Origin of the sequence: Vreelandella titanicae BH1 (assembly GCF_000336575.1) — a bacterium.
GTDB classification, from domain to species: Bacteria; Pseudomonadota; Gammaproteobacteria; order Pseudomonadales; family Halomonadaceae; genus Vreelandella; species Vreelandella titanicae.
This window is the reverse complement of record NZ_AOPO01000006.1, coordinates 165,641-179,448: the sequence shown is the minus strand read 5'-3', so window position 1 is coordinate 179,448 and position 13,808 is coordinate 165,641. Positions and strand designations below refer to the sequence as shown.

13 protein-coding genes and 5 tRNA genes are annotated in these 13,808 nt (G+C 56.4%); 6 read left to right on the top strand and 12 right to left on the bottom strand.

Annotation, left to right across the window (positions count from 1 at the left end):
- Window positions 1–6: 6 nt before the first annotated feature.
- The 10 genes from hemN to ccoN all read right to left on the bottom strand — a co-directional run bounded on the left by hemN (window position 7) and on the right by ccoN (window position 10,333).
- Complete coding sequence (hemN, locus tag HALTITAN_RS13275; RefSeq protein ID WP_009287412.1) at window positions 7–1,440, bottom strand: oxygen-independent coproporphyrinogen III oxidase; 1,434 nt, start codon at window positions 1,438–1,440, stop codon at window positions 7–9.
- A gap of 78 nt (window positions 1,441–1,518) precedes the next feature.
- A complete protein-coding gene (locus tag HALTITAN_RS13270) occupies window positions 1,519–2,211 on the bottom strand; it encodes a sulfite exporter TauE/SafE family protein (RefSeq protein ID WP_009287411.1) in 693 nt (230 codons plus the stop codon).
- Window positions 2,208–2,453, bottom strand: coding sequence for a cbb3-type cytochrome oxidase assembly protein CcoS (gene ccoS, locus HALTITAN_RS13265; protein ID WP_039859428.1), 246 nt, complete (start codon window positions 2,451–2,453; stop codon window positions 2,208–2,210). Before ccoS ends, HALTITAN_RS13270 begins: the two co-directional genes overlap by 4 nt.
- Window positions 2,450–4,933, bottom strand: a complete 2,484-nt coding sequence (locus HALTITAN_RS13260; protein ID WP_039859426.1) for a heavy metal translocating P-type ATPase — start codon at window positions 4,931–4,933, stop codon at window positions 2,450–2,452. Before HALTITAN_RS13260 ends, ccoS begins: the two co-directional genes overlap by 4 nt.
- Window positions 4,930–5,463 (bottom strand): FixH family protein, encoded by a 534-nt coding sequence (locus HALTITAN_RS13255; RefSeq protein WP_009287410.1) that lies wholly within the window; start codon window positions 5,461–5,463, stop codon window positions 4,930–4,932. Before HALTITAN_RS13255 ends, HALTITAN_RS13260 begins: the two co-directional genes overlap by 4 nt.
- Before the next feature lie 6 nt (window positions 5,464–5,469).
- Window positions 5,470–6,906, bottom strand: coding sequence for a cytochrome c oxidase accessory protein CcoG (gene ccoG / locus HALTITAN_RS13250; RefSeq protein WP_009287409.1), 1,437 nt, complete (start codon window positions 6,904–6,906; stop codon window positions 5,470–5,472).
- 220 nt (window positions 6,907–7,126) lie between these two features.
- Window positions 7,127–8,056: a cytochrome-c oxidase, cbb3-type subunit III gene (gene ccoP / locus HALTITAN_RS13245; RefSeq protein WP_009287408.1), complete on the bottom strand. Its 930-nt coding sequence runs from the start codon at window positions 8,054–8,056 to the stop codon at window positions 7,127–7,129.
- Window positions 8,053–8,277, bottom strand: a complete 225-nt coding sequence (locus HALTITAN_RS13240) for a CcoQ/FixQ family Cbb3-type cytochrome c oxidase assembly chaperone (RefSeq protein WP_022522227.1) — start codon at window positions 8,275–8,277, stop codon at window positions 8,053–8,055. The genes ccoP and HALTITAN_RS13240 overlap by 4 nt, the downstream gene beginning before the upstream one ends.
- A 3-nt stretch (window positions 8,278–8,280) precedes the next feature.
- The gene (gene ccoO / locus HALTITAN_RS13235) at window positions 8,281–8,889 is read right to left on the bottom strand and encodes a cytochrome-c oxidase, cbb3-type subunit II (RefSeq protein ID WP_022522228.1); all 609 of its coding nucleotides are present in this window, start codon (window positions 8,887–8,889) and stop codon (window positions 8,281–8,283) included.
- A gap of 19 nt (window positions 8,890–8,908) precedes the next feature.
- The gene (gene ccoN / locus HALTITAN_RS13230) at window positions 8,909–10,333 is read right to left on the bottom strand and encodes a cytochrome-c oxidase, cbb3-type subunit I (RefSeq protein WP_039859425.1); all 1,425 of its coding nucleotides are present in this window, start codon (window positions 10,331–10,333) and stop codon (window positions 8,909–8,911) included.
- A gap of 164 nt (window positions 10,334–10,497) precedes the next feature.
- On the opposite strand from ccoN, the gene HALTITAN_RS13225 reads away from it, so the two are divergent.
- From HALTITAN_RS13225 to HALTITAN_RS13200, 6 genes are all read left to right on the top strand, one after another.
- Window positions 10,498–11,265 carry an alpha/beta fold hydrolase gene (locus HALTITAN_RS13225; RefSeq protein ID WP_009287407.1) on the top strand — a complete coding sequence of 256 codons (768 nt, stop codon included), beginning with the start codon at window positions 10,498–10,500 and terminating at the stop codon, window positions 11,263–11,265.
- A 71-nt stretch (window positions 11,266–11,336) separates the two neighbouring features.
- Window positions 11,337–11,412: transfer RNA gene (locus HALTITAN_RS13220), tRNA-Val, on the top strand.
- Window positions 11,413–11,485: 73 nt separating this feature from the next.
- Window positions 11,486–11,562 (top strand) — tRNA-Asp (locus HALTITAN_RS13215).
- Window positions 11,563–11,602: 40 nt separating this feature from the next.
- Window positions 11,603–11,679: transfer RNA gene (locus HALTITAN_RS13210), tRNA-Asp, on the top strand.
- A 66-nt stretch (window positions 11,680–11,745) separates the two neighbouring features.
- Window positions 11,746–11,821: transfer RNA gene (locus HALTITAN_RS13205), tRNA-Val, on the top strand.
- Window positions 11,822–11,898: 77 nt separating this feature from the next.
- Window positions 11,899–11,975: transfer RNA gene (locus HALTITAN_RS13200), tRNA-Asp, on the top strand.
- 110 nt (window positions 11,976–12,085) lie between these two features.
- Here HALTITAN_RS13200 and HALTITAN_RS13195 read toward each other — a convergent pair.
- Together HALTITAN_RS13195 and glcF are read right to left on the bottom strand one after the other, a co-directional pair.
- Complete coding sequence (locus HALTITAN_RS13195) at window positions 12,086–12,490, bottom strand: heme-binding protein (RefSeq protein WP_039859422.1); 405 nt, start codon at window positions 12,488–12,490, stop codon at window positions 12,086–12,088.
- An 85-nt stretch (window positions 12,491–12,575) separates the two neighbouring features.
- A complete protein-coding gene (gene glcF / locus HALTITAN_RS13190; RefSeq protein ID WP_009287406.1) occupies window positions 12,576–13,808 on the bottom strand; it encodes a glycolate oxidase subunit GlcF in 1,233 nt (410 codons plus the stop codon).

Here is a 13,808-nt window from a genome sequence, read left to right as displayed (position 1 = left end):
AGGTGATTAAACAATCTTAGAATACTGTTGTCCCGTTTGCCCGGAAAGATGGGTATCAAACGCCATTGCTATATGGCGAATCAGCAGCCGCCCCGTCGGCGTGGCGTTAAGCTGATCACCGCGGCGGGTCAGCAGGCCATCCTGTTCGGCGCTCTGCAGGCGCTCAAGCGCTGGCGCAAAGTAGCGGGGGGCATCGATGTTCCAGCGTTGACTAACGGCGGCCAGGTCAATGCCCATATCGCACATCAGCCGCTCAATCACGTCCCGCCGGATCAGGTCGTCATCACTTAAGCGTATGCCACGCACGGTGGCAAGCTGCCCCTGATCCAGCGCCGCTTCGTAGCTTGCCAGATCGCTCGGGTTCTGCGCATAGACGTCATCAATGCGCGAAATCGCCGATACGCCAAGCCCGATTAAGTCGCACTGAGCATGGCTGGAGTAGCCCTGGAAGTTGCGCTGCAGCGAGCCTTCGCGCTGGGCAATAGCCAGGCTATCGTCAGGGCGGGCAAAGTGATCCATACCGATATGCACATAGCCAGCTGCGGTGAGCATTTCGATGGTGGTGCGCAGAATCGCTAGCTTCTCTTCTCCGCCTGGCAAGTCATCGACATTAATGCGCCGCTGCGGGGCAAAACGCTCGGGCATATGCGCGTAATTAAACACAGAAAGGCGCGCCGGGTTGAGCTCGATCACCTGGCGTAGGGTGTTGGCAAAGCTCTTTTCAGTCTGAAATGGCAAGCCATAAATTAGGTCGAGATTGAGCGAGCGAAAGCCCAGGCGATGCGCCTCCTCCATCAGCGTTTCGGTAAGTACCCGAGGCTGAATACGGTTAATCGCTTTCTGCACCAGCGGGCTTAAATCCTGCACGCCCAGGCTGATGCGATTAAAGCCGAGGGATTCGAGATGGCGCAGCGTAAACACATCCGCTTCGCGAGGATCTATTTCAATTGCGTAATCGCGATCAGCAGACGATGAAAGACCAAAACGTGCATCCAGTCGATCAATCAGGTCGCCCATCTGGTTCAAACTGAGAAATGTCGGCGTGCCGCCGCCCCAATGCAACTGCTCCACCGGTCGTGATGTATCCAAGTGGCGTGCGGTCAGCACCATTTCACGGTCAAGCCGGGCTATATAGGGCTCGGCAAGGGCAGTGTTTTTGGTAGCGATTTTATTACACGCGCAGTAGAAGCAGATCTTGCGGCAGAAGGGCACATGAACGTACAGAGAGAGCGGACGCTTACTGGCATTGCTGCGCTCCAATGCCTGGGTCAGGTCGCCAGGGGTAAATTGGTCGTGAAACGACAGCGCCGTGGGGTAGGAGGTGTAGCGTGGGCCGTTGGTGTCGTAGCGACGCAGTAACGCTTCGTCCCACACCGGCTGCATAGGGGCTGCGGCAGCAGCGGGTGCAAGAGGCAAGGCAGCAGGGGTATGAACGGGCATGAAGGGGCGCTCCGACGTTAGGAAATGCCGCTAGCCTAACCCGTGGTTAGGAGGTAAATGTTGAGCCACGTCATGCTATTAGAGGTTGTGTACCGAAAGCGTCCACAGTTGCCACAGTGCAAAAGCGATAATTGTCAGCGCTGCCACGCTGCGGGTCACGGGGTGACGTATCAAATGGCTGAGCTGGCGGGCAGCCAGGCCAGTGGCAAGCAGCGCAGGTAGGGTGCCAAGCCCAAAGGCGCCCATGAGTAGAGCGCCCTGAAGCGGGTCGGCAATCGCTAAGCTCCAGGCCAACATGGAGTAGACCAACCCGCAGGGGAGCCAGCCCCAGAGCGCTCCCAGGGCGAAGGCTTGGGGAATATGCACTACGGGCATCAAGCGACGCCCCACGGGTTCGATAAAGCGCCATAGTCGCCGGCCAACGGCCTCCACTTTGAGCAGCCCTTTCCACCAGTTGGCGATATACAGTGCCATTAAGATCAGCATCAGTGCGGCAAATACCTGGAGTAGCAGGCGTGCCGTAGCAGAAAGGGAAAACAGCGTGCCTAGCAGTGCCACCAGCGCGCCTGCGCTCATATAGCTAACAATGCGGCCTGTGTTGTAGCTGAGCAGCAGGCCTCCCATGCGCGCCGGATGACGCATGCTGGGGGGGACTGCAAAGGTGAGCGCGCTCATAATGCCGCCACACATACCAATGCAGTGGGCGCCGCCCATCAAGCCAAACACAAACGCCGCCATTAGCGGCGGCAGATCAAGCCCCGTTGGATTCATGGCCGAGACTCTTGGTCGTCGGGTGTGTCTGCCGCTGATGGTTCGGAAGATTTTTGCTTTGCCTGCTGATGCTGGCGGCGCTGCTCAGGGCTAAGGTCGTTTTCATCCTCATCAAATAGAATGCGGTGCGCTGGGCCTTCTAGGTCATCGAATTGATCATTTTTCACCGCCCAGAAAAACGCCCAGACGGCGAGGCCCAGCAAAATCAGGGAAAGCGGGATCAGCAGATAAAGAATCGTCATGCGGCCACCGGTGTTGAAGTGTCGAGCGTTGGCGCGGGCTGAGGTCGCCAGCGCGACAGTCGCAGGGCATTACCCACCACTACTAGCGAGCTAAGCGACATTCCAATCGCGGCTAGCCAGGGCGGCACCAGACCCATTGCCGCCAGCGGCAGCGCCGAAAAGTTGTAGCACACTGACCAAATCATGTTCTGGCGCATGATACGCCGGGTGGCGCGGGAAATCTCGATGGCCTCAAAAACCCGCATCAGACGTGGGCTGAGCAGCACTGCGTCGGCGCGGGTGCGGGCTAGATCCGTTGCGCCATTCATGGCAATCGCCACATCGGCACCGGCTAACACCGGCACGTCGTTAATGCCGTCACCAATCATCGCCACGGTTTCGCCTGCGGCTTGGAGCTCTTTCATCCGGGCTAGCTTGCCTTCCGGGCTGGTGCCCGCATGCCAGATGGCAATATTGAGCTGATCGGCCAGGCTTTCCACGGCATCTTCGGTGTCACCAGATAGCAACTCCACGCTTAACCCCAGAGTCTGGAGGGCTTTGATCGTGGCGGCAGCGTCGTCGCGAACGCCATCGTGCAGGCCAAACCAGGCGCGGGGTGCACCGTTTTCACTAAGCAGCAGCCACTGACCTTTGGCCGGCGCCGCTATGACGTCATCCTCGGTGCTATCTATTGTGCTATACATTGCGCTATCTATTGCAAACCTGGGCTTGCCCAACCGCCAACGAGCGCCGTTTAGGCTCCCTTCGAGCCCTTGCCCGGTGTGGCTGTGAATATCTTTGGCTTGCAGGGTCGCATCCCGGAACGGCCTAAAGGCGCGGGCGATCGGGTGTTCCGAGTGGGCTTCAAGGGCGGCGGCAATGGCCCGTGCACGCTCGGCGGTTAATTCACCAGAGGGCTGGGTTTGGGTAAGGTGCATTTCGCCACGGGTCAGGGTGCCGGTTTTATCAAAAATCACCCGGGTAACGTTAGAGAGCGTCTCCATGGCATCGGCGCGGGTGATCAAGACGCCGCGCTTTCGCAGTTGGCCATGGCCAGCTGCCAGTGCCGCGGGAGTGGCCAGCGCCAAGGCACAGGGGCAGGTCACCACTAGCACCGAAAGTAGTACCCAGAGCATCCGTGAAGGGTCGATAAACCACCAAGCGAGGGTCACGCAAGCCGTTACTACCAGCAGGCGCAGCACGAATAGGTGTGCCATGCGCGCAGCCATCTGGGCCAGCCGTGGGCGGCTGGCAAAGGCACGGTCGGTCAGATCGACGATACCCGCTACACGGGCATCGCGCCCTGCGTGGGTAACCCTTATCACCAGCGGGTTTTCCATGTTTTGGCTACCGCCGGTAATGCGGTCGCCCACTCGGCGGGTTACTGGTAGGTATTCGCCGGTCAGCATTGATTCGTCCAGGCTCGATTCACCCTCCTCGATGATGCCATCGGCAGGCACGCCATGGCCGGGCTTGATCAATACGCGATCGTCGGGAGTGAGTTCGCTGGCGGGCAGAATGCGCTCGCTGCCGTCACTTTCCAGCCGTGTGGCCGAAATCGGCAGCACGCCGCTCAGCGCATTGCCGCTATGCCCGCTGCGGCGCCTGGCGCGACTCTCCACGTAGCGGCCAAACAGCAAAAAGAAGGTGAACATGGTCACCGAGTCAAAATAGACCTCGCCCACGTCAAACAGCACTGCATAGCTGCTGGCAAGATACGCCCCGCCGATTGCCAGTGACACCGGCACATCCATGCCCAGTACGCCGGTGCGCAGGTCGCGCAGGGCGTTGCGGAAAAACGGCTGGGCGGAGAAAAACACCACTGGCGTGGCCAGGGCAAAGGAGAGCCAGTGGAACAGTGCGTAGAAGTCGTCGCTGATTTCACCGGGGCCGGAGACATAGATCGGGATCGAGAACATCATCACCTGCATCATGCCGACGGCGGCAATAATCAGCCGACGTACGTTCATGCGCTCTTCATGCTGCAGGCGCGCCTGGGCCTGGTCTGGCTCGTAGGGCTGGGCCTCGTAGCCAATCGCAGCCAGTTCGGCCAACAGTTGCGAGAGCTTCAGCTGCTGAGGATCCCAGCTCACCCGCAGGCGGTGGTGAGTTAAGTTCACTGCGCTGGTGGCAATTCCCGTTAAGGCATTCAGGCGGTGCTCGATCAGCCAGGCGCAGGCAGCACAGGTAATGCCTTCGATGGCGAGGGTCGCTTTGACGTTGCCCTCATCGCCGTCGGGGTGAACAAACTGTGCCTGAAGTCCGGGGTCGTCAAACACCGACCAGGTATCGGCTTTGGCAGCCTGATGTTCATCAGGGCGTTCGGGCAGTTCGGTACGGTAGCGGTAGTAGCTTTCAAGGCCCCCATCCACGATGGCATGGGCCACCGCTTCGCAGCCAGGGCAGCAGAGCGGATGGGCATGATCATCAAGGGTAATCGACCAGGGAGCCCCAGCAGGCACCGGGTTACCACAGTGATAGCAGGGCGCGGCGTTGCTCATTCGCTTGCTTTGCGTCCTCCCGGCAGTAGTGTGACGCTGTCTTCATCGGGGAATGTGGCTTCACCGGTAAGGCGCCAATCGGCATTTTCCAGCGCGGGCTGAATCTGCAGATACCAGCGGTAACGCAGGTTGTCAGGGCCTTGTGTGATATAGCGGCCGTCACGGACATGCTCAAGTACGAAGGATTGATCACGATCATCTTCGGTAGGGAAGATAAAATCCAAATAGAGTTTGTCGGGACGCGCATCGCCGCTTAAATCAATCACAATATCGCTGGTAAGCGGATCAAGGCGTAAATCTGCGCTTAGGTTTAACTCTCTGGCACGGTCTTGCTTGGCAAGCACCATATTGATGGCTTTGCCATGCTTGTAATAATCCTCCTGAACAACCATGCCATCGAAGCTTTTAACCGACATAACGGCAAAGGTAATACTAAACATAATGGATGAGAGCAGAATGCCGATTAAAAACCACGGCCAAAACTGCTTATACCAAGGCGTTACCTTATCGCCAGAGGGTAGGGATGACATAGTTGCTTATCTCCTAATATTGCCCAGGAAGCTGGTTTCGCGCTCGATACGAATATCCGCATCCTGTTGAGCCTGCAGCGTGAATACAATGGGGTGGCTGGGTTGCTGTAAATCGTCGGGATCGGCGGTCACGGTGACGGCTTCGAAGCGCGACTCCCCCGCGGGTACGCTAATAGTACTGCTGTCTAGAGTGAGGCTGGGCAATCCAGCAACGCTTAGCTGGTAGGTGTGGTCTTGATCATCCAGGTTGCGAATGGTCAGGCTAAATACATTGCTAATCTGACCGTCGCGGGTCATTTGGTAGAGCTGGGTGCGCTCGCGCTCAGCATCAAAATTGAGCGGCATACGGTCGTTAATGGCCCAGGCAAAGGTGCCCACCATCAGCACCAGGGCGGCGAAATAACCGAGCAGGCGTGGGCGCATGATATGGCTCTTTTTGCCCTCCAGGGCATTTTCGGTGGTGTAGCGCACCAAACCCCGCGGGTAGCCCATTTTATCCATCACGCTATCGCAGGCATCGATACAGGCGGCGCAGGTAATACACTCGTACTGCAGTCCATCGCGGATATCGATGCCGGTAGGACAGACCTGCACGCAAAGGTCACAATCGATACAGTCGCCATAGCCTGCCTCGCGGGCTTCTAAATGGCTTAGGTTTTTTTTGCGATGACCACGGGGTTCGCCACGTGATTCATCGTAGGAGACGATCAATGTGTCGCGGTCAAACATGACCGATTGGAAACGCGCATAGGGGCACATGTAGATGCACACCTGTTCGCGCAGCCAGCCCGCGTTGAGGTAAGTAAATACCAGGAAAAAACCAACCCAGAAGTAGGACCAGCCGTGAGCTTCAAGGGTGGGGAGCTCTGTCACTAAATCACGAATCGGCGTGAAGTAACCCACAAAGGTAATGCCGGTGGCGAGGGCAATGAGCAGCCAGGCCGTGTGTTTAGCCCCCTTGCGCCAAGCTTTGTCGGCGGTCATCGGTTGGTTATCGAGTTTGATGCGCCGATTGCGCGAGCCCTCGATACGGTGTTCAAGCCAAATGAATAGAAATGTCCAAACGCTTTGCGGACAGGTGTAGCCACACCAGACCCGACCCGCAAAAACGGTAATAAAAAATAGCCCAAAGGCGCAGATAATCAGCAGCCATGACAGCAGGATGAACTCCTGCGGGTAAAACGTGGCGCTAAAAATATGGAATTCACGGTTAGGCAGGTCGAATAGAATTAACGGCCGACCACCGATGTTAATCCACGGTAAAAGAAAAAATGCCAGCATTAACGCCCAGTTGGCACTGCGCCGTAGCTTTTGGAAAACGCCTTTAATTTCGCGCACGTAAATGTGTCGCCGCTTGGCGTACATTTCTTGGGTAACCGTTTCAGAGGGAACGTGATGTCCCACCGGATTCGGCGTGACGTCTTGGCTTGGTATCTTTTCCATGGCGATATTCCCGGCTCAGAAGGCAGGAGAGGTGGCACCTTTCTTCAACTAGACGAAATGCTCAATTAAAGGAAGTGCTTTGTTAAATATGATGCTTAGTCGCGGTCTAGGTGTTTCGTTAATATTGTATCGGGTTGGGTATAAAGAAAGGGTGCGGTTTGGGGCCGCACCCTTGCTTGGCTAGCGTTGCTGACGGTAACTGCTATCTGTCAGCGGTCAATCAGTCCGCTAAGCGCAGGCTATACACATAGGCGGCAACCAGATGAACACGCTCTTCACCAATATAGGCCGCTTGCGCAGGCATATGACCGTTACGGCCGTTACGCAGCGTTTGACGGATAGAGTCACCGACTTCCTGGCCGGGTGCCAAATAAAGCCAAGTGTTATCGGTCAGGTTGGGTGCGCCGAGAGCCGTGTTACCCGTGCCGCTGGGGCCGTGGCAGGCAGCACACACCGCCATAAAGGTGCTTTCGCCCTGTTCAGCCTGCGCCTCGTCATGTTCTTCATTAGACAGCGAAAGTACGTATTGCGTCAGGTTCTCAATATTCTCCTGACCCAGTTGCTGCCAGGAGGGCATTAGGCCGTTACGGCCATTATTGAGAGTGGTCAAAATATTTTCTGGCTCACCGCCGTATAGCCAATCGTCATCGGTCAGGTTGGGAAAGCCATAACCGCCCTGAGCGTTGGAGCCGTGACACACTGCGCAGTTGTTTTGGTAGATACGTTCAGCGACCTGCATCGCCTCCGGATCTTCGGCAAGCTCAGGAATGGGCACCTCCTGATACTGGGCAAAAATCGGCGTGAAGCGCTCTTCGGCTTGAGCCACTTCCTCTTCCCATTGACCCTCTTGCGACCAACCAAAGATACCTGCGTAGTTGCCCAGGCCGGGATAGAGTACCAAATAGACCAGTGCAAAAATTACTGTTATGACGAAAAGCTGGAACCACCACTTTGGCAGCGGGTTGTCATACTCTTCAATGCCATCGGCGGCGTGGCCGGTGGTTTCAACGTTACCGTCCGCGTCAGGTGTTTTATCGGTACGGCGGTTGGCCAGCAGTATCCATACGCTCAGCGCGATCGTGCCCAGCGTAATGATAATGATCCAGGCGCTCCAGAAGCCGGATAGGGAGTCACCCCATAGATTACTCATATATTCTTATCTCCCCTGTCGTCGCGGGAATGCGCTTCGCTGTCGCGTTCACGCGAAGCGTGCTTGTCACTGGTCGGTTGCTCATCGTCGTCTGCAAAGGGCAAATTAGCCGCTTCGTCGAAATCTGGCTTGCGTCGCTTGGAGTACGCCCAGAGGGCAATGCCGATAAACGCGAAAATCAAGATCAGCGTGATGAGGCCGCGAAAAGTTCCCGTATCCATAACTTAGCGAGTGCCCTCGAGCACGGTTCCGAGCTGCTGTAAGTACGCGACCAGGGCGGTGATTTCCTGGGTGCCGCGTACGTCGTCAGTAGCGTTGGCGATATCTTCGTCGGTATAGGGCACGCCCAGTTGACGCAGCGTACGCATCTTTTGGGGAGTGGCATCACCATCGAGGGTGTTTTCAAACAGCCAGGGGTAAGCCGGCATTACCGATTCAGGGACTACATCCCGGGGATTGTAGAGGTGAGCACGGTGCCAGTCATCGCTATAGCGGCCGCCAACACGTGCCAGGTCTGGACCGGTGCGCTTGGAGCCCCATAGGAAGTTGTGCTCATACACCTGCTCGCCCGCTACATTGTAGTGGCCATAGCGCTCGGTTTCCGCACGGAACGGGCGCACCATTTGCGAGTGACAGCCCACGCAACCTTCGCGGCGATAGATGTCACGGCCTTCCAGCTCCAGGGCTGACAGCGGCTCCAGGCCTTCAACCGGCTCGGTGGTCTGCTTCTGGAAAAACAGTGGAACCACCTCCGCCAAGCCGCCGAAACTGATCACGACAAGGATCAACACGGCAAGCAGGCCAACGTTCTTTTCGACAATCTCGTGTTTCATTGGTCTCAACTTCCCCGGTTTAAGCAGCTTGTGGCGCTGAATGGCTGATGGCCTCACGACGCTTAACGGTCATGTAAACGTTGAACGCCATGATCAGCATGCCGGTGACCCAGAAGAGGCCGCCGATTAAGCGAACAAAGTAGCCCGGTGCGCTGGCTTCAACGGCTTCAACAAAGGTGTACATCAAGGTGCCGTCAGGGTTGATCGCACGCCACATCAAGCCTTGCAGAATACCGTTAACCCACATGGAGGCGATGTATAGCACGGTGCCGATCGTGGCCAGCCAGAAGTGCACGGCGATCAGGTTGATCGAGTACATTTCAGTGCGACCAAAGACGCGCGGAATCAGGTGATACATCGAGCCGATGGTGATCATCGCTACCCAGCCAAGCGCGCCGGAGTGAACGTGACCAATGGTCCAATCAGTGTAGTGCGAAAGCGCGTTGACGGTCTTAATCGCCATCATCGGGCCTTCAAAGGTAGACATGCCGTAGAACGACAGAGCAACCACCAAAAAGCGTAGCGTGGGATCCGTGCGCAGCTTATGCCAAGCCCCTGATAGGGTCATCATGCCGTTGATCATGCCACCCCAGGAGGGAGCCAACAGGATGATCGACATAATCATACCCAGCGACTGTGCCCAGTTCGGCAGCGCTGTGTAGTGCAGGTGGTGAGGGCCTGCCCACATGTAGATCATGATCAATGCCCAGAAGTGGACGATTGAAAGACGGTAGGAGTAGATCGGACGCTCAGCCTGCTTCGGCACGAAGTAGTACATCATGCCCAGGAAGCCTGCAGTTAGGAAGAAGCCTACCGCGTTGTGTCCATACCACCACTGCACCATCGCGTCCACTGCTCCGGCATAGATCGAGGTGGAGTACATGGGGGTCACTGGGATGGCCGCGTTGTTGACGATATGCAGCACCGCAACGGTCAAAATAAACGCCGCGAAGAACCAGTTCGCCACATAAATGTGCGACGTGGTGCGTTTTTTGATCGTCATTAGGAACACAATGGCGTAGCTGATCCATACGACCGCGATCAAAATATTGATCGGCCACTCAAGCTCAGCGTACTCCTTGGTCGTGGTGTAGCCCATGGGCAGGGACACTACCGCTGAGATAATGACCGCTTGCCAGCCCCAAAAGGTAAAGGCCGCTAACTTGTCAGAGAAAAGCCGTGTCTGACAGGTACGCTGGACAACGTAGTACGACGTGGCAAAGAGCGCCGAACCGCCAAAGGCGAAAATTACGGCGTTAGTGTGTAACGGACGCAGGCGCCCAAAGCTAGTCCAAGGTAGGCCAAGGTTCAGTTGCGGCCAAACCAGTTGCGAGGCGAGGATGACACCCACTGTCATTCCCACAATGCCCCACACAACGGTCATAATCGCGAACTGCCGAACCACCTTGTAGTTGTAGGTCGGGTGTTCAAATGCTGTGCTCATGTCATGTTCCCATCGAACGCGGTTAGGGGGTAACCCGTGGCATTTTGCACGGGTGCGACCACCCGCTTGATGATGCAGGTCAAGATCCGACCAAGATTCTAGCGCAGCCAGGGCTTAACCTGAACACACCAATTGGTTAAAGACTGAATTATCAGGAGCGATAGGTGTCACATTACGTTTTGTCTGGGTATATCGAGGTGCCTCCCAAGGGGTTAAAAGAGACGCTTAAGCGCCAGCCAAATGGCGCCTTTCTGGTGCAGGGCATGGGGCCGTTAACTGTTCATGGTCACGCCAAGCGAGGTCGGTTGCTGTTTGCCCATGGCGCAGGGGCTGGTCAGCAGTCACCCTTCATGCGTCAATTTGTCACCTCGCTGGCGGCTCAGGGTGTTCAGGTTTTATGTATTGATTTCCCCTATATGCAGCAGATGCAGGAAACCGGCAAACGTCGACCGCCGCCGCCTATCGCCCAGTCCCTTGATCAGTTTGCCCAATGGTATGCGCTACTTGCTGACCTATTTGACGAACCGCTATGGATTGGAGGCAAATCGATGGGCGGCCGAGTGGCGACCCTATTTGCCAGTGAACAGCCATGCAAGGGCGCTGTGCCGGGTGTAGTGGTAGCGGGTTACCCGTTTCATCCTACTAAAGCGCCTGACAAGCTTCGCCTGGATCACTGGCCCAAGATTGCCTGCCCCATGCTGATTTTACAGGGCGAGCGTGATCCTTTCGGAACTCGAGACGAGGTAGCCGGCTATACACTGCCGCCAAACGCGCAGCTTGCTTGGCTGAAGGATGGCGACCATGACTTTAAGCCACGACGATTTTCTGGCCTGACCCAAACGGTTTTGATTGACGAGGCTACCCAAGTTGCGGCATCCTTCGTCCGCGCTCATGGCACAGGCCTTACGGAAGAGAGTAACGCGCTGGTTTAGAATACGATTTTTAAACGCGGCATGTTGACATTCGGTAAGCCTTCTGTAGAATGCAGCGCCACGTGACCAGCGGGTGGTTAGCTCAGTTGGGAGAGCACCAGCCTTACAAGCTGGGGGTCACTGGTTCGAACCCAGTACCACCCACCATCTTAAGTTTTTGAAAGATGGTCTGGAAGTGTGAAAGTAGTACCTAGTACGACCTGTATTTGATGTGCATAACGGACCGGTAGTTCAGTCGGTTAGAATGCCGGCCTGTCACGCCGGAGGTCGCGAGTTCGAGTCTCGTCCGGTCCGCCATCATCAAATCAACGTCTGCTAATAGTTGTTATCGCAATTCGGACCGGTAGTTCAGTCGGTTAGAATGCCGGCCTGTCACGCCGGAGGTCGCGAGTTCGAGTCTCGTCCGGTCCGCCACGATAACTGCTAAGCTAAGCTGGTAAGAAAAAGTTGGTAAGCACAGCAATTACTTACCAATGGATTGGGTGGTTAGCTCAGTTGGGAGAGCACCAGCCTTACAAGCTGGGGGTCACTGGTTCGAACCCAGTACCACCCACCATCGTCTACCCTTTGGAAGCGCCTCTGAACCGCTTATAAATGTTAGCTTCGATGGTTGTTTTAAAAGTGCTTTAACGTGGACCGGTAGTTCAGTCGGTTAGAATGCCGGCCTGTCACGCCGGAGGTCGCGAGTTCGAGTCTCGTCCGGTCCGCCATTAAGCATTTGAGTTGTTAGCAATATATCGGCATTGGCCGAACGAATTCAAAAAAAGCCCGGATCATTGATCCGGGCTTTTTCGTATGTCTGCATCTTAAGTTGCAGCTGTTAGCCCGCAATCGCGGCAACGCCTGCTTTGGCAACCTGCACATCCTGGTCGGGTTTTACGCCGGAAATGCCCACGGCACCTACCACATGACCGTCAACAGTAATCGGCACGCCACCTGAAAGCAGGCCTTGCAGCGGTGCGGTGACGAACGCAGTGCGGCCGCCATTAATCATCTCTTCAAACACCTGGGTCTCTTTACGACCTAGCGCCGCACTGCGCGCTTTTTGCGTAGCGACTTCGGCGCTGAAAGGGGCTGCGCCATCCAAACGCCGCAGCGCTAACAGGTGGCCGCCGTCGTCGGTTACTGCGATGGTCACCGGCCAGCTTTTGCTGTCAGCCTCTTTCTGAGCGGCGTCGAGTACGTTGATCACATCGCTCTGAGCGAGAATGGCTTTTGTTTGCATGTTTAAATCCTTGTTAAGGGAGGAGTGAAAATAGCCGCGCTGTTAAAACCTGCGCGGCTTGGGGTTAAGGGTTAGTGGTGAAGCGTTAAGTGAGCGCTGCATCGACGATCTCAACCCAGTGGCGTACCGGAGTGCGATTGGCGCCCGCCAAGTGGGTTTGGCAACCGATATTAGCCGTCACGATCATCTCTGGGTCTCCGGCCTCCAGCGCATTGAGCTTATTGTCGCGCAGTTGGGTGGCCAGTTCGGGTTGGGTGATTGAATAGGTACCCGCCGAACCGCAGCAAAGATGCGCATCCTGCACCGGAGTTAGCGCGAAGCCAAGCTTGCCCAGCACGCCTTCGACCGCACCGTTAAGTTTTTGGGCATGCTGCAGCGTACAGGGGCAGTGGAACGCCAGTCGTTGCGATGCGTTAACGTTCAAGGCGTCCAGCGGCTCATCGCGTAGGATTTCGACAATATCTTTGGCTAGAGTGCTCACCTTTTGCGCTTTAACGGCGTAGTCAGGGTCATCCTTGAGCATGTAACCATACTCTTTGACAAAGGCGCCGCAGCCACTGGCGGTTTGAACGATGGCTTCGGTGCCTTGCTCAATGTACGGCCACCAGGCATCAATATTGGCGCGCATGCGTGCACGGCCATCGTCCTGGGCATTAAGGTGGAAATCAACGGCGCCACAGCAGCCCGATTCAGCCACCGGCGTTACGCTAATGCCCAGCCGATCAAGAATCCGCGTGGTGGCAGCATTGGTATTGGGTGACAGCCCCGGCTGAACGCAGCCTTCCAGCATCAATACCCGCCGGGTATGGCGGTTGGCATCCGGGCGTGCGCCTGCATCTATCGGCGCTGCGGGCATTTTATTGCGCAGCTTGCTAGGCACCAGTGGTTTAAAGGTTTGCCCCAGCTTTAGCAGCGCTTGGAAACGTTTGGGCTCGACCATCATTTTTCGCAGCGCATAGCGCTGGGCCCGCTCACCTGCCGGGCGAGGAACGCGCCGCTCAATTTCGGCACGGCCAATGTTGAGCAGCTTGTGGTACTCCACGCCGGAAGGGCAGGTGGTTTCACAGTTAAGACAGGTAAGGCAGCGATCAAGATGAAGGCGCGTCTCATCGGTTACCTGATCGTCATCGTCGCGGCTCTCCAGCAGCTCTTTCATTAGATAGATACGCCCACGAGGGCCATCGCGCTCATCGCCTAACAGCTGGTACGTCGGGCAGGTGGCGTTACAAAAACCGCAGTGCACGCAGGTGCGCAGTATGCGATCTGCTTCTTGAATATGCGGCTTCTGAAGGTCGGCATCGGTAAAGTGCGTCTGCAT

Bases quoted from the DNA above. Each gene is read 5' to 3' on its own strand.
- HALTITAN_RS13260 (WP_039859426.1), bottom strand. From the start codon at position 4,933: ATGAGCAACGCCGCGCCCTGCTATCACTGTGGTAACCCGGTGCCTGCT.
- ccoO (WP_022522228.1), bottom strand. From the start codon at position 8,889: ATGAAACACGAGATTGTCGAAAAGAACGTTGGCCTGCTTGCCGTGTTG.
- ccoP (WP_009287408.1), bottom strand. From the start codon at position 8,056: ATGAGTAATCTATGGGGTGACTCCCTATCCGGCTTCTGGAGCGCCTGG.
- HALTITAN_RS13270 (WP_009287411.1), bottom strand. From the start codon at position 2,211: ATGAATCCAACGGGGCTTGATCTGCCGCCGCTAATGGCGGCGTTTGTG.
- HALTITAN_RS13240 (WP_022522227.1), bottom strand. From the start codon at position 8,277: ATGGATACGGGAACTTTTCGCGGCCTCATCACGCTGATCTTGATTTTC.
- HALTITAN_RS13255 (WP_009287410.1), bottom strand. From the start codon at position 5,463: ATGTCATCCCTACCCTCTGGCGATAAGGTAACGCCTTGGTATAAGCAG.
- glcF (WP_009287406.1), bottom strand. From the start codon at position 13,808: ATGCAGACGCACTTTACCGATGCCGACCTTCAGAAGCCGCATATTCAA.
- ccoN (WP_039859425.1), bottom strand. From the start codon at position 10,333: ATGAGCACAGCATTTGAACACCCGACCTACAACTACAAGGTGGTTCGG.
- HALTITAN_RS13195 (WP_039859422.1), bottom strand. From the start codon at position 12,490: ATGCAAACAAAAGCCATTCTCGCTCAGAGCGATGTGATCAACGTACTC.
- ccoG (WP_009287409.1), bottom strand. From the start codon at position 6,906: ATGGAAAAGATACCAAGCCAAGACGTCACGCCGAATCCGGTGGGACAT.
- ccoS (WP_039859428.1), bottom strand. From the start codon at position 2,453: ATGACGATTCTTTATCTGCTGATCCCGCTTTCCCTGATTTTGCTGGGC.
- hemN (WP_009287412.1), bottom strand. From the start codon at position 1,440: ATGCCCGTTCATACCCCTGCTGCCTTGCCTCTTGCACCCGCTGCTGCC.